Annotated in this window: 25 protein-coding genes; 10 read left to right on the plus strand and 15 right to left on the minus strand. The window is 56.8% G+C overall.

Annotated features, from left to right (window positions below):
- Positions 1-149 precede the first annotated feature (149 nt).
- A complete protein-coding gene (locus GS646_RS17030; protein WP_171648187.1) occupies positions 150-479 on the plus strand; it encodes an Hpt domain-containing protein in 330 nt (109 codons plus the stop codon).
- Here the strand turns inward: GS646_RS17030 and ilvA are convergent.
- Together ilvA and GS646_RS17040 are read right to left on the minus strand one after the other, a co-directional pair.
- Positions 476-1,702 carry a threonine ammonia-lyase IlvA gene (gene ilvA, locus GS646_RS17035; protein ID WP_171184643.1) on the minus strand — a complete coding sequence of 409 codons (1,227 nt, stop codon included), beginning with the start codon at positions 1,700-1,702 and terminating at the stop codon, positions 476-478. The two genes, GS646_RS17030 and ilvA, sit on opposite strands and share 4 nt — an antisense overlap.
- A 58-nt stretch (positions 1,703-1,760) precedes the next feature.
- Positions 1,761-2,528 (minus strand): hypothetical protein, encoded by a 768-nt coding sequence (locus tag GS646_RS17040; RefSeq protein WP_171184644.1) that lies wholly within the window; start codon positions 2,526-2,528, stop codon positions 1,761-1,763.
- A gap of 141 nt (positions 2,529-2,669) precedes the next feature.
- Between GS646_RS17040 and GS646_RS17045 the strand changes: the two genes are divergently transcribed.
- The 3 genes from GS646_RS17045 (at position 2,670) to GS646_RS17055 (ending at position 4,694) form a co-directional block, all read left to right on the plus strand.
- Complete coding sequence (locus GS646_RS17045) at positions 2,670-3,896, plus strand: argininosuccinate synthase (RefSeq protein ID WP_171092834.1); 1,227 nt, start codon at positions 2,670-2,672, stop codon at positions 3,894-3,896.
- 32 nt (positions 3,897-3,928) lie between these two features.
- A complete protein-coding gene (locus tag GS646_RS17050; RefSeq protein ID WP_171184801.1) occupies positions 3,929-4,333 on the plus strand; it encodes a DUF1810 domain-containing protein in 405 nt (134 codons plus the stop codon).
- Between the two features lie 79 nt (positions 4,334-4,412).
- Entirely contained in the window at positions 4,413-4,694 is a 282-nt protein-coding gene (locus tag GS646_RS17055) for an SCP2 sterol-binding domain-containing protein (protein WP_171648185.1), read from the plus strand.
- Positions 4,695-4,696: 2 nt separating this feature from the next.
- Here the strand turns inward: GS646_RS17055 and GS646_RS17060 are convergent, their stop codons facing one another.
- The 8 genes from GS646_RS17060 to GS646_RS17095 all read right to left on the minus strand — a co-directional run bounded on the left by GS646_RS17060 (position 4,697) and on the right by GS646_RS17095 (position 13,338).
- Positions 4,697-5,623 (minus strand): 3-hydroxyacyl-CoA dehydrogenase NAD-binding domain-containing protein, encoded by a 927-nt coding sequence (locus GS646_RS17060; protein WP_171648183.1) that lies wholly within the window; start codon positions 5,621-5,623, stop codon positions 4,697-4,699.
- Positions 5,623-6,363: an SDR family NAD(P)-dependent oxidoreductase gene (locus GS646_RS17065; RefSeq protein WP_171184650.1), complete on the minus strand. Its 741-nt coding sequence runs from the start codon at positions 6,361-6,363 to the stop codon at positions 5,623-5,625. The genes GS646_RS17060 and GS646_RS17065 overlap by 1 nt, the downstream gene beginning before the upstream one ends.
- Positions 6,363-7,781, minus strand: coding sequence for a gamma-aminobutyraldehyde dehydrogenase (locus GS646_RS17070; protein ID WP_171648181.1), 1,419 nt, complete (start codon positions 7,779-7,781; stop codon positions 6,363-6,365). The genes GS646_RS17065 and GS646_RS17070 overlap by 1 nt, the downstream gene beginning before the upstream one ends.
- A gap of 11 nt (positions 7,782-7,792) precedes the next feature.
- The gene (locus tag GS646_RS17075; protein ID WP_171648179.1) at positions 7,793-8,722 is read right to left on the minus strand and encodes a 3-keto-5-aminohexanoate cleavage protein; all 930 of its coding nucleotides are present in this window, start codon (positions 8,720-8,722) and stop codon (positions 7,793-7,795) included.
- The gene (locus GS646_RS17080; RefSeq protein ID WP_171184656.1) at positions 8,719-9,513 is read right to left on the minus strand and encodes an SDR family NAD(P)-dependent oxidoreductase; all 795 of its coding nucleotides are present in this window, start codon (positions 9,511-9,513) and stop codon (positions 8,719-8,721) included. The genes GS646_RS17075 and GS646_RS17080 overlap by 4 nt, the downstream gene beginning before the upstream one ends.
- A complete protein-coding gene (gene betC / locus GS646_RS17085) occupies positions 9,510-11,045 on the minus strand; it encodes a choline-sulfatase (RefSeq protein ID WP_171184658.1) in 1,536 nt (511 codons plus the stop codon). Before betC ends, GS646_RS17080 begins: the two co-directional genes overlap by 4 nt.
- Positions 11,042-12,181, minus strand: a complete 1,140-nt coding sequence (locus tag GS646_RS17090; protein WP_171184660.1) for an SRPBCC family protein — start codon at positions 12,179-12,181, stop codon at positions 11,042-11,044. Before GS646_RS17090 ends, betC begins: the two co-directional genes overlap by 4 nt.
- Positions 12,182-12,321: 140 nt before the next feature.
- Entirely contained in the window at positions 12,322-13,338 is a 1,017-nt protein-coding gene (locus tag GS646_RS17095) for a GlxA family transcriptional regulator (protein WP_171648177.1), read from the minus strand.
- A gap of 181 nt (positions 13,339-13,519) precedes the next feature.
- Between GS646_RS17095 and msrA the strand changes: the two genes are divergently transcribed.
- A complete protein-coding gene (gene msrA / locus GS646_RS17100) occupies positions 13,520-14,191 on the plus strand; it encodes a peptide-methionine (S)-S-oxide reductase MsrA (protein ID WP_171648175.1) in 672 nt (223 codons plus the stop codon).
- Here msrA and GS646_RS17105 read toward each other — a convergent pair.
- Together GS646_RS17105 and GS646_RS17110 are read right to left on the minus strand one after the other, a co-directional pair.
- Positions 14,188-15,060: a ribokinase gene (locus tag GS646_RS17105; protein ID WP_171184666.1), complete on the minus strand. Its 873-nt coding sequence runs from the start codon at positions 15,058-15,060 to the stop codon at positions 14,188-14,190. The genes msrA and GS646_RS17105 overlap by 4 nt on opposite strands.
- A gap of 3 nt (positions 15,061-15,063) precedes the next feature.
- Entirely contained in the window at positions 15,064-17,319 is a 2,256-nt protein-coding gene (locus GS646_RS17110; RefSeq protein WP_171092812.1) for an NADP-dependent malic enzyme, read from the minus strand.
- A 162-nt stretch (positions 17,320-17,481) separates the two neighbouring features.
- On the opposite strand from GS646_RS17110, the gene mutS reads away from it, so the two are divergent.
- The gene (mutS, locus tag GS646_RS17115; RefSeq protein ID WP_171648243.1) at positions 17,482-20,097 is read left to right on the plus strand and encodes a DNA mismatch repair protein MutS; all 2,616 of its coding nucleotides are present in this window, start codon (positions 17,482-17,484) and stop codon (positions 20,095-20,097) included.
- A 58-nt stretch (positions 20,098-20,155) separates the two neighbouring features.
- Here the strand turns inward: mutS and GS646_RS17120 are convergent, their stop codons facing one another.
- Together GS646_RS17120 and hrcA are read right to left on the minus strand one after the other, a co-directional pair.
- Entirely contained in the window at positions 20,156-20,719 is a 564-nt protein-coding gene (locus GS646_RS17120) for a nucleotide exchange factor GrpE (protein WP_171092810.1), read from the minus strand.
- A 10-nt stretch (positions 20,720-20,729) separates the two neighbouring features.
- Positions 20,730-21,794, minus strand: coding sequence for a heat-inducible transcriptional repressor HrcA (gene hrcA / locus GS646_RS17125; RefSeq protein WP_171184668.1), 1,065 nt, complete (start codon positions 21,792-21,794; stop codon positions 20,730-20,732).
- A 112-nt stretch (positions 21,795-21,906) separates the two neighbouring features.
- On the opposite strand from hrcA, the gene rph reads away from it, so the two are divergent.
- From rph to GS646_RS17145, 4 genes are read left to right on the plus strand one after another with little or no spacing between them, the layout of a single operon-like run.
- Positions 21,907-22,620 carry a ribonuclease PH gene (gene rph, locus GS646_RS17130; RefSeq protein WP_171184670.1) on the plus strand — a complete coding sequence of 238 codons (714 nt, stop codon included), beginning with the start codon at positions 21,907-21,909 and terminating at the stop codon, positions 22,618-22,620.
- Positions 22,617-23,231, plus strand: a complete 615-nt coding sequence (gene rdgB / locus GS646_RS17135; RefSeq protein ID WP_171184672.1) for an RdgB/HAM1 family non-canonical purine NTP pyrophosphatase — start codon at positions 22,617-22,619, stop codon at positions 23,229-23,231. The genes rph and rdgB overlap by 4 nt, the downstream gene beginning before the upstream one ends.
- On the plus strand, positions 23,221-24,375 hold the full coding sequence (hemW, locus tag GS646_RS17140; RefSeq protein ID WP_171648173.1) for a radical SAM family heme chaperone HemW: 1,155 nt from the start codon (positions 23,221-23,223) through the stop codon (positions 24,373-24,375). Before rdgB ends, hemW begins: the two co-directional genes overlap by 11 nt.
- A 2-nt stretch (positions 24,376-24,377) precedes the next feature.
- Positions 24,378-24,731, plus strand: coding sequence for a YbaN family protein (locus GS646_RS17145; protein ID WP_171184675.1), 354 nt, complete (start codon positions 24,378-24,380; stop codon positions 24,729-24,731).
- Here the strand turns inward: GS646_RS17145 and GS646_RS17150 are convergent.
- A complete protein-coding gene (locus GS646_RS17150) occupies positions 24,721-25,617 on the minus strand; it encodes a ParB/RepB/Spo0J family partition protein (protein WP_171184677.1) in 897 nt (298 codons plus the stop codon). The two genes, GS646_RS17145 and GS646_RS17150, sit on opposite strands and share 11 nt — an antisense overlap.
- Position 25,618: the final 1 nt, after the last annotated feature.

The raw sequence follows: 25,618 nt of genomic DNA on the forward strand, positions 1-25,618 counted from the left end.
CATGAGATTGACCGGTCAGGGCGACCCTAGCCTTCGCGGGTTTAACATCCGGTGAAGACATGACTCACGTTCAGACATTGCCGTTAACTGGGCTTTTACCAGCCGTGGCTTACCCAGAACCTTACAGATTGGTCGACGGGTAGCGCATCATGATCCACTGGGACAGAGTCAGGCAATTGCGGGACGAAGTTGGCCCGAATGAATTTGACGAGGTGGTCGAGATTTTTCTGGAAGAGGTGCAAGAGGTCATTGCGCGCCTGCATCACGACACCAACCGGATCGAATTGGAACAAAACCTGCATTTTCTGAAGGGAAGTGCGCTCAGCCTTGGCTTCGATCAGTTCTCGAAACTCTGTCAGGACGGCGAACGGCAGGCTGCCGCAGGACAGGGAGCGGAGGTTGATCTGCCAGCTTTGTTAGCCGTTTTTGAAAGCTCGAAACTCAAATTCGTATCAGAGCTGTGCGAAAACCTGAGTTAGATTACAAACTGCGCCAGTGTCTCATCTTCGGTGATGTCGGTATAGGTGAACCCGGCCTCGTCCAGATGCGCAAACAGACGCATGAAGTTTTCAGGTTTGCGGGTTTCAATCCCGATCAGAACCGAGCCGAAATTGCGCGCTGATTTCTTCATGTATTCAAAGCGGGCGATGTCATCTTCGGGGCCAAGAATGCCCAGAAACTCTTTCAATGCCCCCGGGCGCTGCGGCAAGCGCAGGATGAAGTACTTTTTCACCCCGGAATAGCGCTGCGCGCGTTCTTTGACCTCGGGCAAACGTTCGAAATCGAAATTCCCGCCGGACGTCACGCAGACTACGGTCTTGCCGCGCACAAAGCTTTGAACATCGCCCACTGCTTCAATCGCCAAAGCCCCAGCCGGTTCAAGCACGATGCCTTCGACATTCAGCATCTCAATCATGGTGGCGCAGATACGGTCTTCGGACAGGACCAGCACATCCGACAGATGCCGCGACTTGAGCAGTTCGAACGGCTTCTCACCAATTCGTCCGACCGCCGCGCCATCGACGAAGGTATCCACATGATCCAGCGCAACGGGATGCCCTGCCGCCAAGGCAGCACGCAGACACGCGCCTCCAGCGGGCTCGACAAACAAGCAATGACTGCGATCCCCGAACCACGTCGCCACGCCGGAGGACATTCCGCCACCACCAACCGGCAAAACGACATGATCCGGTACACCGCCCAGTTGCTCTTCGATCTCAACCGCCAATGAGGCCTGACCTTCGATTACATCCGCGTCGTCAAACGGTGACAGGAAATGCCCGCCCTGCTGTGTGCACCAAGCTTGGGCAGCAGCCAGCGTGTCATCAAAATAATCGCCGGTCAGGTGAATCTCGATATTGTCGCCGCCAAAGATTCGGGTCTTTTGGATTTTCTGCTGTGGCGTCGTGACCGGCATGAAGATCACGCCTTTGACCCCCAGATGCTTGCACATGAACGCCACGCCCTGCGCGTGATTACCCGCACTGGCACAAACGAACAGATCCTGGCCCTGCTGCTTGCGCATCGCATTGAACGCGCCCCGGATCTTGTACGACCGCACCGGGCTGAGGTCTTCGCGTTTGAGCCAGATGTCCGCACCATAACGGTCGGACAAATGGGCGTTCCGCTGCAACGGCGTTGCTGGAAACACAGAGCGCATCGCCTGTTCGGCGGCGCGGGCGCGGGTCATGAAATCAGTCATGACCGTTTCACTGCCGCATCACCGCGTTAAGGGCAAGGAATACATATGTGTACGCGGGTCAGGAGAGTTCGCGTTTTTCGATGAACACGCCGTACATGGTTGTAAAAATGCTGACATTGATCATCGGAAGGATAAGCGTGCCGAAAAACACGGTCAGCAATATCCCCAGAACCGGAATGAAGGCCAGCAATGTAAAAACAAGCTGAACAGCAAACTGAAACAGAAAGGCTACGATGAGCAGGACTAGAATCGCACCGGCAGTTCCTGCTGTGTTTTTCCAAGCTTCGCCAAGTGTTATGGGGCTGCCAATAGCTGCTGCGGGCAAAATAATGGAAAGACGATACAAGCAAACGGCCAGAAACAGAAGATATGCAACAAGCAATAGAATTCCGAGAACAGGCGAACTTTGAACGAAAGTGCCGAGAACCACGCCACCCGGAAGCCACGCGATTGCCATCAATAGTACAAGCAATATAGCGCGCCCGAAATATGCGAGAATTCGGTCAGAACGGAATGTTGGCAATATACCGTTGGGATACTCTTCCAGCAGAATGAACCTGTGCCACGACACCGCAATCCAGAACATGGTTACAAAGATCACCGCAATCAGCCCAAAAACCAAAAGCAGGATAGAGCCAGGCGACGTGCCGGGCGGCAATTCTCCCGTTTCTGCTTCAAACGCTTCCAGCGGAACGCCTGACACCATGAACAATGCGACAATCAACGCGGTGGCAATCAACGCAGGACCAAATGTGATCTGTAGCACCTGCTTGAGATTTCCAAAAACCATCCGCACCGAATGCACAAAAATCTGCCATCCCAACATCCGAATACTGCCCCTTCAACCAAACATTGTTTTAATTGCGTATGTTTCACCTTAATTCCCGCTCTGCGTCAATCCACACAGCTTGCCCCCGCGTTCAAAACCCGCTAGGGGCCAATCGTTCTACGCATAAAGGGAAGTCAGATGTCCGCGCCCAAGAAAGTTGTTCTGGCCTATTCCGGTGGCCTTGATACCTCGATCATTCTGAAATGGCTGCAGACCGAGTATGGGTGTGAGGTCGTGACCTTCACCGCCGATCTGGGTCAGGGAGAAGAGCTAGAGCCCGCACGCCAGAAGGCCGAGCTGCTGGGGATCAAGCCCGAGAACATCTATATCGAGGACATCCGCGAAGAATTTGTACGCGACTTCGTGTTCCCAATGTTCCGCGCCAACGCGCAGTATGAAGGGCTGTATCTGCTGGGTACGTCCATCGCGCGCCCGCTGATCTCGAAACGTCTGGTTGAGATCGCCGAAGCCACCGGCGCCGATGCCGTGGCCCACGGCGCGACCGGCAAGGGCAACGATCAGGTGCGGTTCGAACTGGCAGCATACGCGCTGAACCCCGAAATCAAGGTCATTGCCCCCTGGCGTGAATGGGACTTGACCAGCCGCACCAAGCTGCTGGAGTTCGCCGAACAAAACCAGATCCCGATTGCCAAGGACAAGCGCGGCGAGGCGCCCTTCTCGGTCGATGCGAACCTGCTGCACACCTCGTCCGAGGGTAAGGTTCTGGAAGACCCTGCCGATATGGCACCCGACTATGTCTATCAGCGCACCGTCCACCCCGAGGATGCGCCAAACGAGCCCGAGTTCATCGAGATCGGCTTTGAAAAAGGCGACGCGGTCAGCATCAATGGCGAGGCGATGAGCCCGGCCACCATCCTGACCAAGCTGAACGAATATGGCGGCAAGCACGGCATTGGCCGTCTGGATCTGGTCGAAGGCCGCTTCGTGGGCATGAAGTCGCGCGGCATCTATGAAACACCGGGCGGCACCATCCTGCTGGAAGCGCATCGCGGGATCGAATCCATCACCATGGACCGCGGCGCGATGCACCTGAAAGACCAGCTGATGCCGCAATATGCCGAGCTGATCTATAACGGCTTCTGGTATTCGCCCGAGCGTGAGATGCTGCAAGCCGCCATCGACAAATCGCAAGAGCACGTCACCGGCACCGTTCGTGTGAAGCTGTACAAGGGTCTGGCCTCGACCGTAGGACGCTGGTCGGATCACTCGCTGTATTCCGAGGCGCATGTGACATTTGAGGAAGACGCTGGTGCATACGATCAGACAGACGCAGCCGGTTTCATCCAGCTGAACGCCCTGCGCCTGAAACTGCTGGCCGCACGCGACAAGCGTTTGTCCAAGTGATCGACGACGACGATACCGACGACGAACTCGATATGTTCATCGAGGCGCAGGACACGGTTTGGGCCGATGTCCTGCGTGAATTGGAACAGGGGCAGAAAACCAGCCACTGGATGTGGTTTGTGTTTCCGCAACTGGCCGAGCTGGGCCAATCCCATATGGCGCAGCTTTACGGCATCGAAGATCTGGACGAAGCAACGAGCTATCTGGCCCACCCCGAACTGCGCCGTCGGCTGACAGAAGCGGCGTCGCTGATGCTGTTGCACAAAGGGCGAGATGCGGCTGACGTCCTGGGTGGGGTTGATGCAAAGAAGTTGCGATCTTCGATGACGCTGTTTTCTTCTGTCGCGGATGCTCCGGTCGAATTTCAGGCCGTTCTCGACGCCTTTTACGATGGTCAAGCCTGTGATCGGACAACCCAGATACTTGGTGCGTCATAAAGCCAAGCTCCCGTTGGGTCAGCCTTGCCTGCGCGCCGTCTGACCCTTTACGCATTCGGAAACTGCGAAAGGAACCCGGATGCTTCAAGACATCGCTGATGGAATTCAAAAGAGCCTGAACGGCAAAACCTTTGATGGCTCGTTGAAATTCGACTGTGGCGCAGACGGGGTGATTGTTCTGGCCGACAATCAGGCCACGACGCAGGATCAGGACACGGATTGCACCATCCGTATCTCACAAGACAACCTGACCAAGCTGCTGACCGGGAAACTGAACCCGATGACGGGTGTCGCTATGGGCAAGCTCAAGATCTCGGGCAATATGGGCGTCGCGATGAAGCTGGGTCAGCTGTTGGGCTAAGTTCAGCGCAAATCTGCAATAGATTTCTGCATCGCCAGGATCAAAGCGTCCCGTTGCCCGGACAGCTCGGCTTGGGTTTTCCCTGCGGCCTCATCTTTCACACCATCAGCAAGTTGCTGAGCGACTTCATCTGTTAAATAGACCTGACCCAGATCGTCCCACCAGCCGTTGAACGTATCGGTAAAGTGGTCGCAGAACGCCTTCAACCCACCTTCCCCCGCGCCGAGATTGAATAACATGGTCGGCCCCATCGCCGCCCACCTGACACCCGGTCCGGCCCAGACGGCCTTGTCCACGTCCTCAACTGATGCAACCCCCGAAACAACAAGGTGGATTGCTTCACGCCACAACGCGGCTTGCAGCCGGTTGGCAACATGGCCGGGCACCTCTTTGTTGACCCGGATCGTGGTCTTGCCCACGCTTTCATAAAACGCCTGCGCCACGTCAACGACGCCATCGGCGGTTTTTTCATTCCCCATCACCTCAACCAGCGGTATCAGGTGCGGTGGATTGAAGGGATGCCCTAACACAAAATGCGACGGGTCAGACCAGCCGGGCTGCATTTGCCCCAGAGTTAGACCCGATGCAGAGCTGGCGACGATCGCGCCCGTGGACAAAGCTGGCTCAATCTCGGCAAAGGTTGCATGTTTGATCTGCAAACGCTCAGGCACGTTTTCCTGAACAAATCCCGCATCAGCCACTGCGGCAGCAGCGCTTGAATGAAACGTGATGGCGTCCGGGTTTCCGTTGCCCGTCAGACCTAAGGCATCCAGTGTCGGCCATGCATTTTCTACATACTGGCGTACTTTCTTTTCGACGTCCGGGTCAGGATCAAAAAGGGCAACAGAACGCCCGGATGCAAGAAAAAGCGCCGCCCAACTGGCACCAATGACGCCTCCGCCCAAGCAGGCCGTGTGTTGTATTTCCATCAGAACAATCCCGGGTTCAAAGGTGAAGCTGCCGTCATGCCGCCATCCACGGTGAAAAGCTGACCTGTCGCAAAGCTTGCCTCATCCGAAGCCAGCCAGACCGCCATACTCGCGATATCCTCGGGCTTGCCAAAGCGGCGCGCCGCATGGCGGGCGATTGCATCCCTTCGCGCGGCGTCGGGGTCGTTAGCCAGCTCGAACCCGGCGTCCAGCATTCCTGTTTCAATCCATCCGGGGCAAATTGCGTTGCAGCGGATCTTTGGCCCGTGATCGACCGCAATAGAACGGGTCAAGCCATGCACAAATGCCTTGGACGCGTTGTAAAGCGCCATGGACGGATCGGCGATATTCCCTGAAATAGAGCCTATATTAATGATCGCAGCGCCCTCATCCATCCGAGGTATGTAAGCCCGGCACATATTGAAGACGCCCTTGCAATTGGTGCCTATCACAGCGTCCCAATCCGCATCCGAGCTGTCTGGAACAGTCTTTTCAACCTGCACACCAGCATTATTCACCAGAATGTCGGTGCCATCTGTGGCTTCGGCCAACGCTTCGACGGCGTCCGTGTCCGTGACATCCAGCGGATACCAGATGATGTCGTCAGCCAGCCCATCGGGCCGCGCCCCGCGCCCGCATGTCGTCACTGTTGCGCCTTCACGGCGAAAGGCCTCGACTATTCCGCGACCAATGCCTTGCCGCCCACCTGTCACCAGCGCTCTTTTCCCAGCCAACCGCATCAGTGTGCCACCATCACATGGCGCACGGACGTATAAGCATCCAGCGCATAAACCGACATGTCACAACCCGTGCCAGACCCTTTCATCGCAGCCCAGGGCATTTCCGCCGCTGGCATTCCGTGCGTATTCACCCAGGTCATGCCGTACCGCAGCTGCGCCGTCATTTTCATCGCGGTCGAGACATCTTTGGTCCAGACAGACGACGCCAACCCGTACCGCCCCGCGTTTGCAATCCGAAAGGCTTCGTCCGCCTCGGTAAATCGCGACAGAGTCACGACCGGGCCGAACACCTCGCTACACGCGATCTCAGCGTTATTATCCACATTTGCGACGACGGTCGGCTGATAGAAGAACCCTTCCCCTTCACCAACCTTGCCACCTACGGCGATTTCAGCGCTGCTGCGGGCGCGGTCGACAAATCCCGCAACCCGGTCCCGTTGGGCTGTTGATACGATAGGCCCCATTTCTGTGCCTTCGGCCTTTGGCGCACCGATCCTGATCTGACCAACCTGATCAGCGACGGCAGCAACCACTTTGTCGTATACATCATCCTGCACCATCACCCGACAGGGCTGCGCACAATCCTGACCTGCGTTGAAGAACGAACCGTATCGGATCGTCTCGGCCACGGCGTCGATATCAGCATCATTGAACACGATGACCGGTGCCTTGCCCCCAAGTTCCAGATGTACATGGCGGATCTGGTTGGATGCTGCCCGCATCGCGGCCATTCCGGTCGCAGGTGAGCCGGTGATTGAGATCCCTTCAATCCGAGGGTCATTGATCAGGCTGTCACCAACCGACATGCCCCGACCATGGACTACGTTCAACACACCTTTGGGCAATACATCTGCCAGCAACTCTGCCAGCCGCAGCGTGGCCAGCGGCGTGATTTCGGATGGTTTCATAACAATGGTGCAGCCCGCCGCCAGGGGGGCAGCGATCTTCCATGCCGCCATCATAAGCGGATAGTTCCATGGCGCGATGGAAGCCACTGGGCCAATCGGATCCTTGCGGATCATTGACGTGTGGCCCGTCGCGTATTCTCCGGCCACCGACCCGCTTATCGTGCGCGCGGCACCGGCCATGAAACGGAAAGTGTCGATGGTCAGAGGCATCTCTTCATCGCGGGCCATCGGCCATGGCTTGCCAACATCAAGCGTCTCTAACTCGGCCAATTCATCGATGTTTTCTTCCATTACATCCGCAATCGCGTGCAGATATCCCGACCGTTCGGAAGGCGAAACAAGCCGATAGGCGTCAAAGGCTTCATGGGCAGCACGCGTTGCAGCTTCGATCTGCTCAGGCGTCGCTTCGGGCACATGGGCCACGGTTTCACCGGTAGATGGATCCAGAACGGGCAGAGCATCGCCCTGACCTTCTACCATCTGTCCGTCAATCAGCATCTTTGTCTGCATGTCGTCCCCCGTCAAAAAGCTGTCTGGTCGTTGCCCTTCAGACCCAGCCGTTGGCGGGCCTCGTCCGGTGTAGCGACTGTCAGGCCAAGATTTTCGATGATTGAGCGAATCTTGCGGACCTGATCAGCGTTGGACTTCGCTTTTTCGCCGGGCCCGATGTAAAGGCTGTCTTCCAGCCCAACCCGTACATTGCCACCAAGGATCGCAGCCTGTGTCGTGAAGGCCATCTGGTGGCGACCTGCGGCCAGCACCGACCATTCATAGCTGTTTCCAAACAACTTTTCGGCAATTGTGTGCATGTGCATCAGGTTGTCGGGATCAGCCCCCACGCCACCCAGAATGCCAAACACCATCTGGATGAAAAACGGCGGTTTCACCCAGCCTTGATCTACCACCCAAGCCAGGTTGTAGAGGTGCCCCAGATCGTAGCATTCAAACTCGAACTTCGTGCCGTGACCTTCACCCAGTTCCTTCATCGCATATTCGATATCGGCAAACGTGTTGCGGAAAATGAAGTCGCGGGTCATGTCCAGAAACTCAGGTTCCCAGTCATGTTTCCAGCCTGAATATTTCTGCATCATAGGGAAGATGCCGAAGTTCATCGAGCCCATGTTCATGCTGGCCATTTCGGGGCTGGCCCGTAGTGCCGCACGCAGGCGTTCTTCGCGGGTCATGCCCAACCCTCCACCGGTTGAGACATTCATCACAGCACCGGTTGCTTGTTTGATGCGAGGCAGGAACTGCATAAAAAGGTCAGGGTCCGGATCTGGTCGACCGTTTTCCGGATTGCGGGCATGAAGATGGATGATCGAAGCCCCGGCCTCGACGGCACCAATACTGGCCTCGGTGATTTCGTTTGGCGTGATGGGCAAGTGTTCTGACATGGTCGGCGTATGAATCCCACCAGTTGGAGCACATGTAATGATAACCGGTTTGCTCATAGCTTCATCTGCTGGACTTGCGCGCTCAGCCCTCCGTCCAGAACCCAAAGTTGACCGCTTGCATAGCGCGCCTCGTCCGAAGCCAGCCAATTCACCAGATTGGCGATATCATCCGGCGTGCCATAAGTGCGCATCGGGTGCACGTCACGCACGGCTTGCTGTAACTGGTCAATGGTCTTGCCGCCGCCACCCGAGCCATCGCCCGTGAAGAAGCTTTGCAACATGGGTGTGTCGACATAGCCGGGGCATATGGCATTCACGCGAATACCCTCCGGCCCGTGATCACACGCCATCGCACGCGTCAAGGCATGAACCGCACCTTTGGTCGCGCAATAGGCTGCAAGGCCGGGGTCCGCAATGAACCCATCGTAACTCCCGAAATTGATAATCGAGGCTGATGTTCCCGACGCGGCCCCTTTGCGCAACAGCGGCAACGCGTGTTTTGAGGTCAAAAACGTGCCCGTGACATTCACAGCGAAGGACAGGTTCCATTCCTCCAACGTGGTCTGTTCAATCGTCTTTTCAATCTCGATGCCAGCGGCGTTAACCAAAACATCCAATTGGCCAGCCTCGGCCCCAACCTGTTCCATCGCGGCTATTGCATCAGCTTCTTGCGTGACGTCCAGTTTCACAAAGATGCTGCCGTCGTCGTCATGGGCTGACAAGGATCCTTCGGGCGTCAGATCAGCCGCGTAAACCCGCGCGCCTTCGCGCAGAAAACGTGCCACGATCGCGCGCCCGATCCCGCCGCGCCCACCGGTTACAAGCGCTGTTTTGCCGACCAGCATCATTCTTTGGTCTCCTTCAATGGCGGATAGCGATAGCGAGTCGCTGCAACCGTCCAATCCATGTGATTGCGTACATATTCCTGCGTTGCGTCGCGCGGCGGGGTGTAATCCCAGGCCTCTCCGGCACCCGCCTCCATCGCGGCGTGCAAGGTGCGCCGGGACTTTTGCGTCGCAATGACATCCGCACGTAGGCTTTCGCTGTTCCAACGTCGCGCCACGTCTTCAGCAAACTGTGCGGACTGTTCAGCGTAAGCCGGGTCATCTGCCACATTCACCTTTTCCAACGGATCCCTGAACAGGTCATAAAGCTGAGGTGGGTCCGGGTCGCAGTGAATATACTTCAACGGGCCGCGTCGGATCATGAATACCGGATAAGGCGTCATCTCGGCGCAATACTCACCGATGGCTTCATCCACAGGGTCAGATTCTCCGCGCGCAAGAGGCATCAAGGATCGGCCATCAATCGGTTCCCCGAAGATCGCGTCAGAACCGCCGGCGATGTCCACGAATGTAGGCAGAAGATCGAGCAGGGAACAGGCGTTGGCAGCCCAGCCTTTGGCAACACCGGGACCCGCCATGATCAGCGGCACTCGGGCCGAGTGTTCAAAGAAATTCATCTTGTACCACAACCCACGCTCACCCAGCATATCGCCGTGGTCTGCGGTGATGATGACGATGGTATTGTCTAACGCACCGATGTCTTCCATGGCTTTGACCATCGCGCCGACCTTGCTGTCAAAGTAACTGACATTGGCCAGATAAGCGCGACGCGCGCGGCGGATTTCTTCCTCGGTCAGAGGGACATAGCTTGCCTCGATCCCATCCATAACTCGACGTGAAAACGGGTCTTGCTCCTCGGGCGTCAGTGTAAACTCCGGCATCGGGACGTCTGCGTCGGAATACAGGTTCCACCATTCCGGTTTGGCCACATAGGGGTCATGGGGATGAATGAAGCTGGCCACCATACAGAACGGAGCATTATCCCCAGCCGCCCGATCGCGGCCCCTGTCGATCAACCAGCGACGCGCGGCAAATTCGACCTCGTCGTCATAATCCGTCTGGAAGGTAGCGACTGCCTCGCCACTTTCCTTGACCGTTTGCATGTTGTGATACCATTTTTCGATCCGTTCATCCGGGGCTTCCCAGTCCGGGGTCCAGGCAAAGTCGGCGGGGTAAATGTCGGTTGTCACACGGTCCTGAAACCCGTGTTTCTGATCCGGCCCAACAAAATGCATCTTGCCCGACAGGCAGGTCCGGTAGCCTAACGCCTTTAGGTAATGCGCAAAGGTCGGGACCGATGCGCGAAACTCGCTGGCGTTGTCATAAGCAGCGATCCGGCTGATCAGCTGCCCGGACATGAACGCAAATCGGGACGGCGCGCAGAGGGGTGAGTTGCAATAGGCCGCGTCAAATCGCATCCCGCGCGCGGCAAGCGCGTCGATGTTCGGGGTCTTGACCGTTGGATGGCCGTACGCGCCGCAAAAATGCGGCGCCAGTTGATCGGCCATAATCACAACGATGTTCGGCCGTGTCACGGTGCGGCCTTTGCATATGCATCCAATACAAGCCCGTGGAAATGATGCACCGCATGTTCTGATTTGCCCGAACCATTAGGATCATGCACGATCCGACCTTGCGTAAACGCCGGGGTGTTCATCCCGCGTTGAACGCTTTCGACAATGTCGATGTCTTCGCGTTGCAGAACCTCATCAAGATACCGGATTGCTTCCAGCTCGGCCTCATCAGGTTCCGGGGTTTCAAGGAAGAAATCATAGGTTTCGAGCGTTCGGTCAGGACCTATCGGGATGATATTCAGCACGATCATCGAAGACCGCCCCGGGTAGCGCATCAGACATGTCGTGGGCCACAACCACCAAACTGCATGGGTTCGTACTGTGGCATTGGACACGTCATAAGCGGTGTTGGCACCCTTACCCGCCTCGGCCATATGGCTGGAGTAGATGCCGTATGTAGTCACCTTGTAGGTGTCCATATCGACCAGATCACAGAAATCCTTGTGCGCTGTCGGGCAGTGATAGCATTCAAGGAAGTTGTCGACGACGTTCTTCCAGTTCGACTTGATGTCATAGGTCAGGCGGTGACCAAATGTCAGTTGCTCGATATCCGGTGCCCAGTGGCGGATTTCGGTTTCCAGATTCCCGGAAACTTCGCGCAAAGGTGCTGCGTTAGGGTTTAAGTTGACGTAAATAAACCCCGCAAACTCTTCGACCTGTACTTGGTCCAGGCAGATATCCGATGTTTTAAAATTAACCAGGTTCTCAGTCTCGGGCGCACGCACCAATTGGCCGTCCAGTTTGTAAACCCATGCGTGATACGGGCACATGATGCGTGTGGTTTCGCCCTCGCCCGACAGCAAATGATGGGCGCGGTGTTTGCAGACATTATAGAACGCACGCAGTGTGCCCTCGCGGTCGCGCACGACAGCAATCGGACGTCCGGCGATTTCGACGGTTGTGTATGACCCCGGAGCGCGCAGCTTTTCAACGTGGCACACCCATTGCCAGGTCTTGGCTAGCACTTCGTTTTGATCGACCTGATACCAGGACGGATCGACATAGGCTTCGGCCTTCAGGGAACTGGTATTGAAAGGATCGGTGCTAAAACCATCGGAAATCCGCTCGAACTGGGTTTTGGACGGCAGCTGGCTCATGGGTGGCTCCACAGCTCAGGGACAGGCTTTGCCCCAATGATTGACGTGTGGCGCGTATGATCTTCTGAGTCTTTGCTCGTTACTTAACTTTTTCCGCCCTATTGTTTTCTATTTTGGCCAAATTGGTGATTCCGAAGGTATCAATCTTTGGGCTTGCGATGCATTGGCCAGGCGCGGAATTCGAATGGAACCCTGCCCTCGACCCGGTCGCGCGTCGGGGGCAGGCCAAATCTTTCTTTATAAGCCCGGCTGAAATGCACGGGGCTGGAAAAACCCGACGCCAGGGCGACCTCTGCAATGGGAAGCTCGGTCTGCGTGACCAGGCCACGCGCCCGATCCAAGCGAATGTCACGATAGTAAAGCGCGGGCGTTTTCTTGATGTAGGTCGCGAACAGCCGATCCAGTTGGCGATGAGAGATTCCCGCGCGCTTGCAAATCTGGGGAACGGGAATCGGTTCCTCAAGATTGGCCTCCATCACCTGAATCGCCGTTTTAAGCTTGGCAGGCACTGTCGTTCCCAAAGGCTCGGTTCTTTGGGGCTGTTGTTGTTCGGCAGGGCCGCGCAAACGGTCGTGAAACACGTATCTGGCTGCAGCGTTGGCAAGCGCGCTGCCATGTATCCCCTGAAGGATTTGCAACCCAAAGTCAGTTGCTGCAGACCCACCGCAACACGTAAGCCGATTGCCGTCCATAACATAGAGATTCTCAACAACCTCTACCTCTGGATAAAGCTCCTGCAAGGCATCGATATGCTCATAATGAACGGTGGCGCGCCGTCCGCTCAACAACCCGGCCTGCGCCAGTATGAAGGCGCCCGTATCCAAAGCGCCCAAAGTCGCGCCGCTGCGCGCAAGTTGGCGCAAAGCTGTTCCCAGTTTGGACGTCAGGTGCCGTTCCGGTGTCCAACTGGAAGATACAATGACAATGTCGGCCTCGGTGAACGAAAGCGCGTCAAGCGATTGAGTTTCGATGCCAGCACCGTTGCTGGACACACAGAAACCACCTGCTTCTGACACGAAGTCCCATTTGAAATAAGGCTTTCCATCCAGATAGTTGGCGGCGCGAAACGGATCTATGAACGCCATGGTGGCCGCCATATTGAAGCTGGGCGCAACTATGACCAGCACGCGCGTCGAAACCTGCATCTCCTGTGTCATCGATCCTGAATCCAACCTTGCATCACCACATCTCAGAAAAGGTCTTTTGACTGCGATACACAAGGTTTCTTCGGACTTGGCTGAATTTGATAAACTCGCCTCACCAGCGCGTGACATGGGATGTCAGGCAATTGCATGTTGATCCAAGTCGGGTCACCTTGGTCGTGAAAGGAGACCTGACATGACACGGACTGCTTACCTCGACACGCTAAAACCAGCCCTTCTGTTCACGCTGATCGCACTGGCGGCGATGTTGCGCGCTTTGCCCGCGCCGGCGGCAGGAACAGAAACTCTGACAGTAGCCGGAGGATGTTTCTGGTGCGTTGAATCTGATTTTGAGTCTGTCCCCGGCGTCATCGAGGCTGTTTCAGGCTATACCGGCGGCAAATCAGCAAATCCCACCTATGATCAGGTCTCAAAAGGAGGAACCGGCCATTATGAGGCGGTTCAGATCACGTTCAATCCAGCTCAAGTCTCACGTGAAACGCTTCTGAACATGTTCTTCCGCTCGGTCGACCCCACAGATGCCGGGGGTCAATTCTGCGATCGCGGTGATAGCTACCGCACTGCAATATTCGTCTCTAACACAGGGGAAAAAGCTTTGGCCGAGAAGGCAAAAGCAGATGCGCAGCGGGCCTTGGGCCAGACAGTGGTAACACCAATCCTCAGCGAAGGAACTTTTTACCCAGCCGAGGCGTATCATCAGGATTACTACAAGGGGAACAAACTGATCTTCACCCGCTTTGGGCCCAAGCGACAGCACAGTGCGTACAAAGCTTACCGCAAAGCCTGCGGCCGTGACGCACGCGTCAAACAGCTTTGGGGTTCTGACGCGCCGTTTGTCGGATCTTAGTCAAAGGACGCGTCGCGCACCTCTTTTAAATCGGGGATAACATCAGCCGTTCCGTGCCGCGTGACCATCAGGGCCGCGGCGCGGTTTGCTTGCAGAATAGCCTGTTCCATCGGCATCCCACGATCCATGCCTGCCAGTACATAGCCGGTGAACGTATCGCCCGCCCCCGTGGTGTCGACGGCCCGCACCTTTTGCGCTTCGAACTCGACCGGATCACTGCCATTCTGCAAATACCGCGCGCCTTTTGAACCCAGCGTGACAATCACGTGCCGCACTGGCAGGTCAGCGGCATTTAACCCGGTTTCCTGACGTAGCTGGTCAGCCTCGACCTCGTTGAGGATCAGAAAATCCAGATAAGGCAGAACCGCCTTTACCGCCTGGGCCTGAAACGGAGCAGCGGCATAGCACACGGTCAATCCCATCCGGTGCCCCAACTGCGCGGCTTCAACCTGTGCGTTGGTTTCATTCTGCAGGATCAGCAGGTCACCCGTGCTTGCCGACGACAGAGCTTGTCCCAGATCGCTGACCTCTAACGCATGATTGGCACCGGGATACAGGATGATCAGGTTTTCGCCCTCAGCATCCACGGCAATAATCGCGTGCCCGGTTGGTACATCTGCCTCTGAAATATAACGCGTATCCACGCCATATTCAGTCAATCGGTCTTTCGCCCAGCGCCCATCATGGCCGACAGCGCCAATATGGCTGACACGCGCACCCGCCCGTGCCGCTGCAACCGACATATTGGCCCCCTTGCCGCCCAGAAACCGGTCCAGTCCAAGGGCGGCCAGAGTTTCCCCCGGCGCAGGCAAATGCGGCAGGTCATAAACCATATCCGCGTTGATCGAGCCGAGGTTCCAGATCGTCATGACTTATCCAATATCGCATGAGGCCAGAATGGCCATGTTGAGAATGTCATTCGCAGTCGAGACGGTGGAACAGATCTGAATTGGCTTATCCACGCCCGACAGGATCGGGCCAATCACGGTCGCGCCACCCATTTCCTGCATCAGCTTGGTTGAGATCGAGGCTGAGTGCCGCGCCGGAACGATCAAGATGTTCGCCGGACCTGTCAGACGCTGGAAAGGATAAGCTGCTTGCTGATCCACGTTCAGGGCCACATCAACCGTCATTTCGCCTTCATACTCGAAATCCACGCCGCGCTGGTCCAACACTGCGGGCGCGCGGTGCATCTTTTCGGCGCGTTCCGAGACCGGGTAACCAAAGGTCGAGAAACTGACAAACGCAACCCGTGGCTCCAGACCCATGTGTCGGGCGACGGCTGCGGAACGCTCGGCGATATTGGCCAGATCGTTTTCGTCCGGCCATTCATGCACTAGGGTGTCCCCAATCAAGACAATCCGACCTTTATGCAAGAGGGCCGTCACACCAGCAGCCCCGTGCGCAGCATCGGCATCAAAGACGTGGTTGATCCGGTCCAGCACGTGGGCCGACTTACGCGTCGCGCCCGTGACCAGCCCATCCCCGTGACCATGTGCCAGCATCAACGAAGAAAACACATGCCGATCCCGTGCGGCAAGACGGTGAATGTCCTTGCGGTCAAAACCCTTACGCTGCAGGCGCTCATAGAGGAAATTGGAATAGGTTTCGAGATGGCTGGTATTTGCGGCGTTCACAACCTCGATTTCTCGTACCGCATCCCCAAGACCTGTGGCTTCCAGCTTGTCTTTGACGTCATCTGCCCGACCGACCACAAGCGCTTTACCAAAGCCTGAACGCTGATACATGACCGCAGCGCGCAGCACCCGTGGATCGTCGCCCTCGGCAAAGATCATCCGGCTTTGGGCCTGACGCGCACGGGCGTTCAAACCGCGCAGGATGCTCGCGGTCGGATCCATGCGAGATTTCAGGCTTAGTTCATACGCGTCCATATCAATGATCGGACGCCGCGCTGCACCAGTATCCATTCCGGCCTTGGCAACGGCTGGTGGAATACGGTGGATCAGCCGCGGGTCAAACGGTGTCGGGATGATATAATCGCGCCCGAACGTCAGAGATTTGCCATAGGCCATGGCGACCTCATCCGGTACATCCTCGCGCGCCAGATTGGCGAGCGCATGGGCGCAGGCAATCTTCATCTCGTCATTGATGGCACGGGCATGGATGTCCAAAGCGCCACGAAACAGATAGGGGAAGCCAAGCACGTTGTTGACCTGATTGGGGTAATCGCTGCGCCCGGTGGCAACGATAGCATCCACGCGAACCTCGTGCGCTTCTTCCGGCGTGATCTCGGGGTCAGGGTTCGCCATCGCGAAAATCACCGGGTTGTCCGCCATGCTGGCGACCATTTCTTGTGTGACCGCGCCTTTGACCGACACGCCAAGAAACACATCCGCGTCCTTCATCGCATCTTCCAGCGTACGCAAATCCGTGGTGATGGCGTGGGCGGACTTCCACTGGTTCATACCTTCGGTCCGGCCCTGATAAATAACGCCTTTGGTGTCACAGACGATGCAATTCTCGTGCCGTGCGCCCATCGCTTTCAGCAACTCGATACAAGCGATCCCTGCCGCGCCCGCACCGTTCAGGACAATCTTTACATCCTCGATCTTCTTGCCCGAGATGTGCAGCGCATTCAGCAAACCCGCAGCACAAATCACGGCCGTGCCATGCTGGTCATCATGGAAGACAGGGATATCCATCTCTTCCTTCAGGCGCTGCTCGATGATGAAACATTCGGGCGCTTTGATGTCTTCCAGATTGATGCCACCAAAAGTCGGTCCCATCAGACGCACCGCACGGCAGAACTCATCCGGGTCTTCGGTGTCCAGCTCGATGTCGATCGAGTTCACATCAGCGAACCGCTTGAACAGAACGGATTTCCCTTCCATCACCGGTTTTGAGCCCAGCGCGCCAAGGTTTCCCAGACCAAGTACCGCCGTCCCGTTCGAGATCACAGCCACCAGATTGCCCTTGTTGGTATAGTCATAAGCAGTCTCAGGCGCTTCGGCGATGGCTTCACAGGGAACAGCCACACCGGGGCTGTAAGCCAGTGACAGGTCTCGCTGCGTGGTCATGGGAACAGTGGCTTGCACTTCCCATTTGCCGGGGGTGGGGTCCAGGTGAAAGGCCAGCGCCTCTTCTTTGGTGATCTTCGCTTTGGGCATCGGAAATGTCGTTTCTTTGCATCTGTTGGGCTGTTGCCTCATAGCGCAGGCAGGGGCGCGCCTCAACGACAATACGTTTTCGCCTTTCGTCGCAGGGGCCGGGTTTGTAAGGTCACGCCCGGAAACGCCAAAAGGGGGCCACCTTTGTCCACAGTCACGCCGATGATGGCGCAATATCTCGAAATCAAAGAGGCCCACGCCGATGCATTGCTGTTCTATCGCATGGGCGATTTCTACGAAATGTTCTTCGAAGATGCCGTCAATGCCGCCGAAGCGCTGGACATCGCCCTGACCAAGCGCGGCAAACACAATGGCAACGATATTCCCATGTGCGGTGTGCCAGTGCATTCAGCCGAAGGGTATTTGCTGACCCTGATCCGCAAAGGCTTTCGCGTCGCTGTCTGCGAACAAATGGAAAGCCCTGCCGAAGCGAAGAAAAGAGGCTCTAAATCAGTCGTAAAGCGCGATGTTGTGCGTCTGGTGACGCCCGGCACGCTGACCGAGGACGCCCTGCTGGAGGCCCGCCGCCACAACTTTCTGGCCTCCTATGCCGAAGTTCGGGACGAGGCCGCTTTGGCCTGGGCCGATATCTCGACCGGTGCATTTCACGTGATGCCTTTGACCGGCGCGCGCCTTAGCCCGGAACTGGCACGGCTGGCCCCGTCCGAGTTGATCGTTGCAGACGGGGCGCAAGACAAGTTGCACGAACCTGTTCGCGATCTTGGGATTTCTCTGACGCCGGTGGGACGTGCCAGTTTTGACAGCACAGCGGCGGAAAAACGCATATGCGGTTTGTTTCACGTCGGTGCTTTGGATGCATTCGGGAACTTCGGTCGAGCCGAAGTCTCGGCAATGGGTGCACTGATCGATTACCTTGAGATCACGCAAAAGGGCAAATTGCCTCTACTGCAGACCCCTCTCAAGGAATCAGAAGACCGCGTTGTTCAAATTGATGCTGCAACACGCCGCAATCTGGAACTGACGCGGTCGCTCTCAGGTGGTCGCGCCGGATCGTTGTTGTCTGTGGTCGACCGCACCGTCACACCCGGTGGCGCACGGTTGCTGGAACAACGCCTGTCCAGCCCATCGCGCAATCTGGAAGTGATCCATGCGCGCCTGGATGCGGTAAGCTTCGCAGTTGAGGACAGCCTGATTGCGTCAGACCTGCGTGAAGCACTGCGCAAAACACCGGATCTGGACCGCGCCTTGTCGCGGCTGTCGCTGGACCGAGGCGGTCCGCGCGATCTGGCTGCCATTCGAAACGGGTTGGCGCAGGCGGCTAAAATTGCAGAATTGTGCGAAACCCAAGATTTGCCAGTACTGTTATCGACCGCCGTCCAAAACCTGACCGGGTTTGATGACCTTCTCGGCCTGCTCGACGAGGCACTTGTCGCCGAACCACCCTTGCTGGCGCGCGATGGTGGTTTCATCGCCCCTGGCTTTGATACTGAACTGGATGAGGCGCGCACCCTTCGGGACGAAGGTCGCTCGGTCATTGCCGGATATCAGCAAAAATACGCGGAACACACTGGTATCGCCTCGCTGAAGATCAAGCACAACAATGTGCTGGGGTATTTCATCGAAACCACGGCGACCCACGCCGAGAAGATGCTGAACCCGCCGTTCAGCAAAACCTATATCCACCGTCAGACGACCGCCAATCAGGTACGATTTACGACCGTCGAACTGTCAGAGATCGAAACCCGCATCCTGAACGCTGGCAATCTGGCGCTTGAGATTGAAAAGCGGCTCTATCAAAAGCTTTCTGATCAGATTTTGACCTTGGCAGCCCGTCTCAACCAAGCCGCTCGAGGGTTGGCCGAGCTGGATTTGACAACGGCACTGTCCGATCTGGCGCGTGGGGAAAACTGGTGTCGCCCACATGTGGACACATCACGCGCGTTCAGCGTGCACGGCGGCCGCCATCCGGTTGTGGAGCACGCCTTGCGTCAGCAAAGTGGCGATGCCTTTGTCGCCAACGACTGCGATCTTAGCGCTGAACAGGGTGCCGCCATCTGGTTGCTGACCGGCCCCAATATGGCCGGTAAATCGACTTTCCTGCGCCAGAACGCCCTGATCGCGCTTCTGGCTCAGATGGGAAGCTATGTACCCGCCGAACACGCCCGTATCGGCGTCGTAAGTCAATTGTTCAGCCGCGTTGGTGCATCGGATGATCTGGCTCGGGGTCGTTCGACCTTCATGGTCGAAATGGTCGAAACTGCCGCGATTCTGAACCAGGCCGATGAACGCGCGCTGGTTATTCTGGACGAAATCGGACGTGGCACCGCCACCTATGACGGCCTCTCAATCGCGTGGGCCACACTGGAACATCTGCACGCCTCCAACAAATGCCGCGCTCTGTTTGCCACGCACTATCATGAGCTCACAGCTCTGGCCGGTAAGCTGGAAGGCGTGGATAACGCAACCGTTGCTGTCAAAGAATGGGAAGGCGAGGTGATCTTCCTGCACGAGGTTCACAAGGGCGCTGCAGACCGGTCCTATGGTGTGCAAGTCGCCCAACTTGCCGGCCTGCCAGCCTCGGTTGTCGAACGCGCCCGTGTCGTTCTGGATCAACTCGAGAAAACCGAACGCGAAGGTGGAAAGCAAAAAGCTCTGATCGATGATCTGCCGCTGTTTTCAGCCGCGCCGCCACCCCCGCCACCTGCCCCTAGGGCCTCGCCTGTCACGGATATGTTGGATGATATCTTACCGGACGAGCTCACTCCTCGTGAAGCACTCGATCTGATCTACAAGCTGAAAGAGGCGGCCAGATCCTGACCGCCCCTTCATCTTTTCCAAAATACTCTCGCCGAAGGCTTCGCCTCGCAGGGGCCAATCAGCTTGCAGGCGTCGACGACACGCCAACCTGCGCCGGACGCAGCAGGCGGTCATGCAACATGAACCCTTCGGCAGACACCTGAATGATGTCCCCCGCCCTGGTGCCGGGCACCGGCGCTTCGAACATCGCCTCATGCACGTTTGGATCGAACCGGTCTCCGACCTCAGGCGTGATCACTTCAATCCCGTGCTTCTGGAACACGTCCTTCAGCGCACGCATGGTCAGTTCGACACCTTCCAGCAACCCAGCGGCCACTTCTTTCTGCTCATCCGTCGCAGCTTCAAGCGCACGCTTCATGTTGTCATAAACCGGCAGCATGTCTCGGGCCAGCTTCGACCCGCCATACTGTTCCGCATCCCGGCGCGCCTTGTCGCCGCGCTTACGCGCATTCTCAGCATCCGCCAGCGCGCGCATGAACTTGTCTTTATAGTCATCCCGCTCGGCGCGCAGCTCATCGAGCTCCAGCGCTTCCTCGCTGATCTCTGCAAACTCTTCGGCCAGCTCTTCCGCTTCCGCAGCCATGATGTCGTCCAGAAAATCTTCGTTCTTGGGCTCTGCCATCTCTTACCCTCTAGCTCCGGTCGGATATCAACTTACCGACCAGTTGCGCCGTATAATCCACGATCGGCACGATCCGTCCATAATTCAGACGCGTGGGCCCGATGACCCCGACCGCACCGATTATCTTACGATCAGCGTTCATATATGGAGACACCACCAAAGAGGAACCCGAAAGTGAGAAAAGTTTGTTCTCAGACCCAATAAAAATGCGCACACCTTCGCCATCCTCGGTCAATTCAAGGAATTCCGCGATGTCACGTTTGCGTTCCAGATCGTCAAACAGGGTCCGAATCCGGTCAAGCTCCTCGGCCTGACCCGGTTCGTTCAACAGATTCGCCCGCCCACGCACGATCAATCGGGCCGAGTCGCCGCCGTCTCCGTCCCAGGCAGCCATTCCGCTTTCCACCATCTCACGCGCCAGAATGTCTATTTCCTGCTTGCGTGCATCGATCTGCGTCTGCATCTGCCGACGCACTTCGCCAAGGGTCCGCCCCTCGATCAGCGCATTGAGGAAATTCGCCGCCTCGCGCATTGAACTGGGGGTTTGCCCCGCTGGCGGGGTGAACAGACGGTTTTCCACATGACCATCCGAGAAAACCAGAACCACCAAAGCCCGGTCATGACCCAGAGAAACGAACTCGATATGTTTGATTTCCGATTCATGCTTGGGCGTCAAAACCAGCGAGGCGCCTTGTGTCACGTGTGACAAAGCAGAGCCCACTCGGTCGAGCATCCCACCCACATCGCCCGTGTTAGAGCCTAATGTCTGTTCCAGTTTCTGCCGATCATCGGCACCCAGATCGCCAACTTCAAGCAACCCGTCCACAAACATCCGCAAGCCCTGCTGCGTTGGAATTCGACCTGCACTGACATGTGGGCTGTCCAGAAGGCCCAAAAATTCCAGATCCTGCATCACATTGCGAACGGTCGCGGCGCTGACTTTTTCGGACAAGGTACGCGTCAAGGTGCGGCTGCCAACCGGCTCACCGCTTTCTAGATAACTCTCGACAATCAACCGAAACACTTCGCGCGACCGGTCGTTCATCTCATCCAGAATCTTGCTCGCTTCGCTCATGCGTCGTCCCCTGCTCGTTCGTCATTAAATAGCAGGCAAATGAAAGGTCAATCGGGGTTGCATCGTAACGCTGCGGGGCGTTATCCCCAACCCAGCAAACAAAGGAATTCCGATGCGACCCTCTGGAAGAGATTTAAGCGAAATGCGCACCGTTTCAATCGAAACGGGGTTCACCAAACATGCCGAAGGTTCCTGCCTGATCAAAATGGGCGACACTCATGTGCTTTGCACCGCAACGATCGAAGATCGCGTGCCGCCCTTTATAAAAGGCTCGGGCCTGGGTTGGGTCACGGCAGAATACGGTATGCTGCCCCGCGCCACCAACACCCGAATGCGGCGCGAAGCTGCCAGCGGCAAGCAAGGTGGTCGCACCGTGGAAATCCAGCGCCTGATCGGCCGCGCCCTACGCGCTGGTGTGGATCGGGTCGCGTTGGGTGAGCGTCAGATCACTGTGGACTGCGACGTGATCCAAGCCGATGGCGGCACCCGATGCGCGTCGATCACCGGCGGCTGGGTGGCCCTGCGTCTGGCCGTGAACAAGCTGATGAAAGCGGGCGACGTCATCTCTGATCCCCTGGTGGATCCAGTTGCGGCTGTGTCCTGCGGTATTTATGCTGGTCAGCCAGTTCTGGATCTGGATTACCCGGAAGACAGCGAAGCGGGTGTTGATGGCAACTTCATCATGACCGGATCCGGCAAGCTGATCGAAGTGCAGATGAGCGCCGAAGGCTCGGTCTTTAGCCGCGCGCAAATGGATCAGCTGATGGATCTCGCCGAAAAAGGCGTCGGCGAATTGGCTGCCGCGCAAAAGGCCGCAACCGCATGACCCGTAAGTTCGATGGGGACAGGCTGCTGGTTGCCACCCACAACAAAGGCAAGCTTGAGGAGATGGCGCATCTCCTCGAACCTTTTGGCGTCACTGTCGTCGGCGCGGGCGAGATGAACCTGCCCGAGCCGGAAGAGACCGAAGACACATTTGTCGGCAACGCGCGGATCAAAGCCCATGCCGCCGCCAAAGCCACCGGCCTGCCTGCCCTGTCGGACGATTCCGGGATCACCATCGACGCGCTGGACGGCGCGCCGGGGGTTTACACTGCTGATTGGGCGGAAACGGCAAATGGTCGCGATTTCCTATTGGCCATGACCCGCGCACATAATGAGCTGGAGGCTAAAAACGCCCCTCACCCACGCACTGCGCAATTTCGTTGTACATTGGTTCTGGCCTGGCCCGACGGACATGATGAAGTTTTCGAAGGCATCGCCCCGGGCCACCTGGTCTGGCCGATCCGCGGCAAGGATGGATTCGGCTATGACCCGATGTTTGTTCCGGACGGGCACGACATTACCTTTGCCGAAATGGATCGCTGGGAAAAGAACAAGATCAGCCACCGCGGCCGCGCGGTTGAGAAGTTCGTGAAAGGCTGCTTTGGCGGATGATTGGCGCAACGGGGGCTTTGGCCTTTATATCCATTGGCCTTTTTGCGAGGCCAAATGCCCCTATTGTGACTTCAACAGCCATGTTTCAAAGAAAATAGACCAGAAACAATGGCTTACTGCTTATCTGAGCGAGCTGCGCCGCGCTGCCTCTGAAACGCCGGGTCGGGTACTGAACACGATTTTCTTTGGGGGTGGCACCCCGTCTCTGATGGACCCGGAAACCGTTTCTGACGTGATTGATGAGGCGCGCGCGCTCTGGCACCCGTCCAATGACATGGAAATCACGCTCGAGGCCAATCCCGGATCGGTCGAAGCTGGTCGGTTCGCGGCTTATCGAGATGCAGGCGTAAATCGAATCTCGATGGGCGTTCAGGCCCTGAATGACGAAGATTTGCGTCGGCTGGGCCGGATCCACACAGTCACCGAGGCCCGAGCGGCATTTGACATTGCACGTGCCTGCTTTGATCGTGTGAGTTTTGACCTGATCTATGCCAGACAGCACCAAACACCCGAAGCTTGGCGCACGGAGCTGAACGAGGCCCTGTCAATGGCCGTGGACCACCTGTCGCTGTACCAATTGACGATCGAGGACGGAACGGCTTTTGGTGATCGCTATGCCGTTGGAAAACTGCGTGGCTTGCCCGAGGATGACAGCGCCGCCGACATGTATCTGATCACGCAGGACATTTGCGAAGCCCACGGTTTGCCCGCCTATGAAGTATCCAATCATGCGCGCGCAGGCGCGGAATCCCAACACAACCTGACCTATTGGCGTTACGGAGACTATGTCGGCATCGGACCAGGTGCTCATGGACGGGTCACCTTGAACGCCCAAAGATACGCAACCGAAACATACCTGAATCCGCAACGTTGGCTTGATGCTGCCGAGCGCAGCAACGGGGAAAAAGATAGAACGTTACTGTCCTACGAAGATCAGGCAAACGAGTACCTTATGATGGGTATGAGAATTTCAGAGGGGCTAAATATAGACAGATGGGAAACCCTATCCGGTCGAAAACTTCCAAAGAACACTATTGATCATCTCTCGGAAATTAAAATGATTGAACATAGTAACGACAGGCTTCGGGCGACTGCGGACGGCCGGGCCGTTCTGAATGCCGTCATCCGGGAACTATTGAGCTAGCCATGCACTACCTGTGGGCAGGACTGGGATTATTATGCGTTGCTCTGGCGATGGTTGGGGTTGTTCTTCCCCTTCTGCCAACCGTGCCATTCCTGCTATTGGCAGCGTTCTTCTTTGCCAGATCATCTTCGCGTCTTCACACTTGGCTGCTGACTCACCAACTGTTCGGACCGTTGATACAAGATTGGCAAAGCTCTGGTGCTATACGGCCTGCGGCAAAAAAGGCGGCAACTGTTTCCGTCGCCGCCGTTTTTGGTCTCTCAATTTGGATGTCCGCCCCAGTTTTCGTTTTGGCCATTCAAGCCGTTGTCCTGGGCGGTGTATTGGTCTTTATCTGGACGCGGCCTAACGGCTGAGCTTGGCGCACAAATCGTCAAGCTGGTCCAGGTTCTCATACGTCAGAACAACCTGGCCCGTTTCTGTTCCAGCCTTGTGATTGATCGAGACCTTCATCGCCAGAATTGCAGACAGGTCTTTTTCCAACGCCCGCGTATCGGCATCCTTGCCCGCATCAAGATTTCTGGACCGAGGCGCAGGGCGTTCGGCGTCACCTTGTTGTTGTTTTTTGACCAAAGCTTCGGTTGCACGCACCGAAAGCCCCTCTTTGACGATCTGCTTCGCCAATTCCGAAGGGTTTTCGGCTGTAATCAGAGCTCGCGCATGTCCAGCAGATATTTTTCCTTCAATAACAAGGGTTTGAACATCCATTGGCAAGGACAAAAGACGCAGAAGATTTGCAATATGGCTACGGCTCTTACCCAAAGCTTCAGCCAGCTTTTCCTGCGTGTGGCCAAAACGATCCATTAGCTGCTTGTAGCCAGCGGCCTCTTCCACGGCGTTCAGGTCAGCGCGCTGGATGTTTTCGATAATCGCAACTTCCAGAACTTCGGTGTCGTCAAAATCGCGCACAATAACCGGAATATCATGCAGCTGCGCCATTTGCGCCGCCCGCCAACGACGTTCCCCTGCAACGATTTCGTATTCATCAGCTCCGGTCGACCGGACAATCAAAGGCTGGATAATGCCCTTTTCCTTGACCGAGGCAGCCAGCTCGTCCAGCTGCTCGGGCAGGAACGTGCGGCGCGGCTGATTGGGGTTCGCTTTCAGCTTTTCGATTGGAACTTTCAGATCAGGCCGGCGCGCTTCGGTTGGCACCCGCCCTTCTGCTTCGGGGTTCACATCCGCCATAAGGGCTGACAGGCCGCGCCCCAAACCTCGGGTTTTTGCTTTCTTGGCGCTCATG

Source organism: Ruegeria sp. HKCCD4315 (assembly GCF_013112245.1).
Lineage (GTDB): Bacteria > Pseudomonadota > Alphaproteobacteria > Rhodobacterales > Rhodobacteraceae > Ruegeria.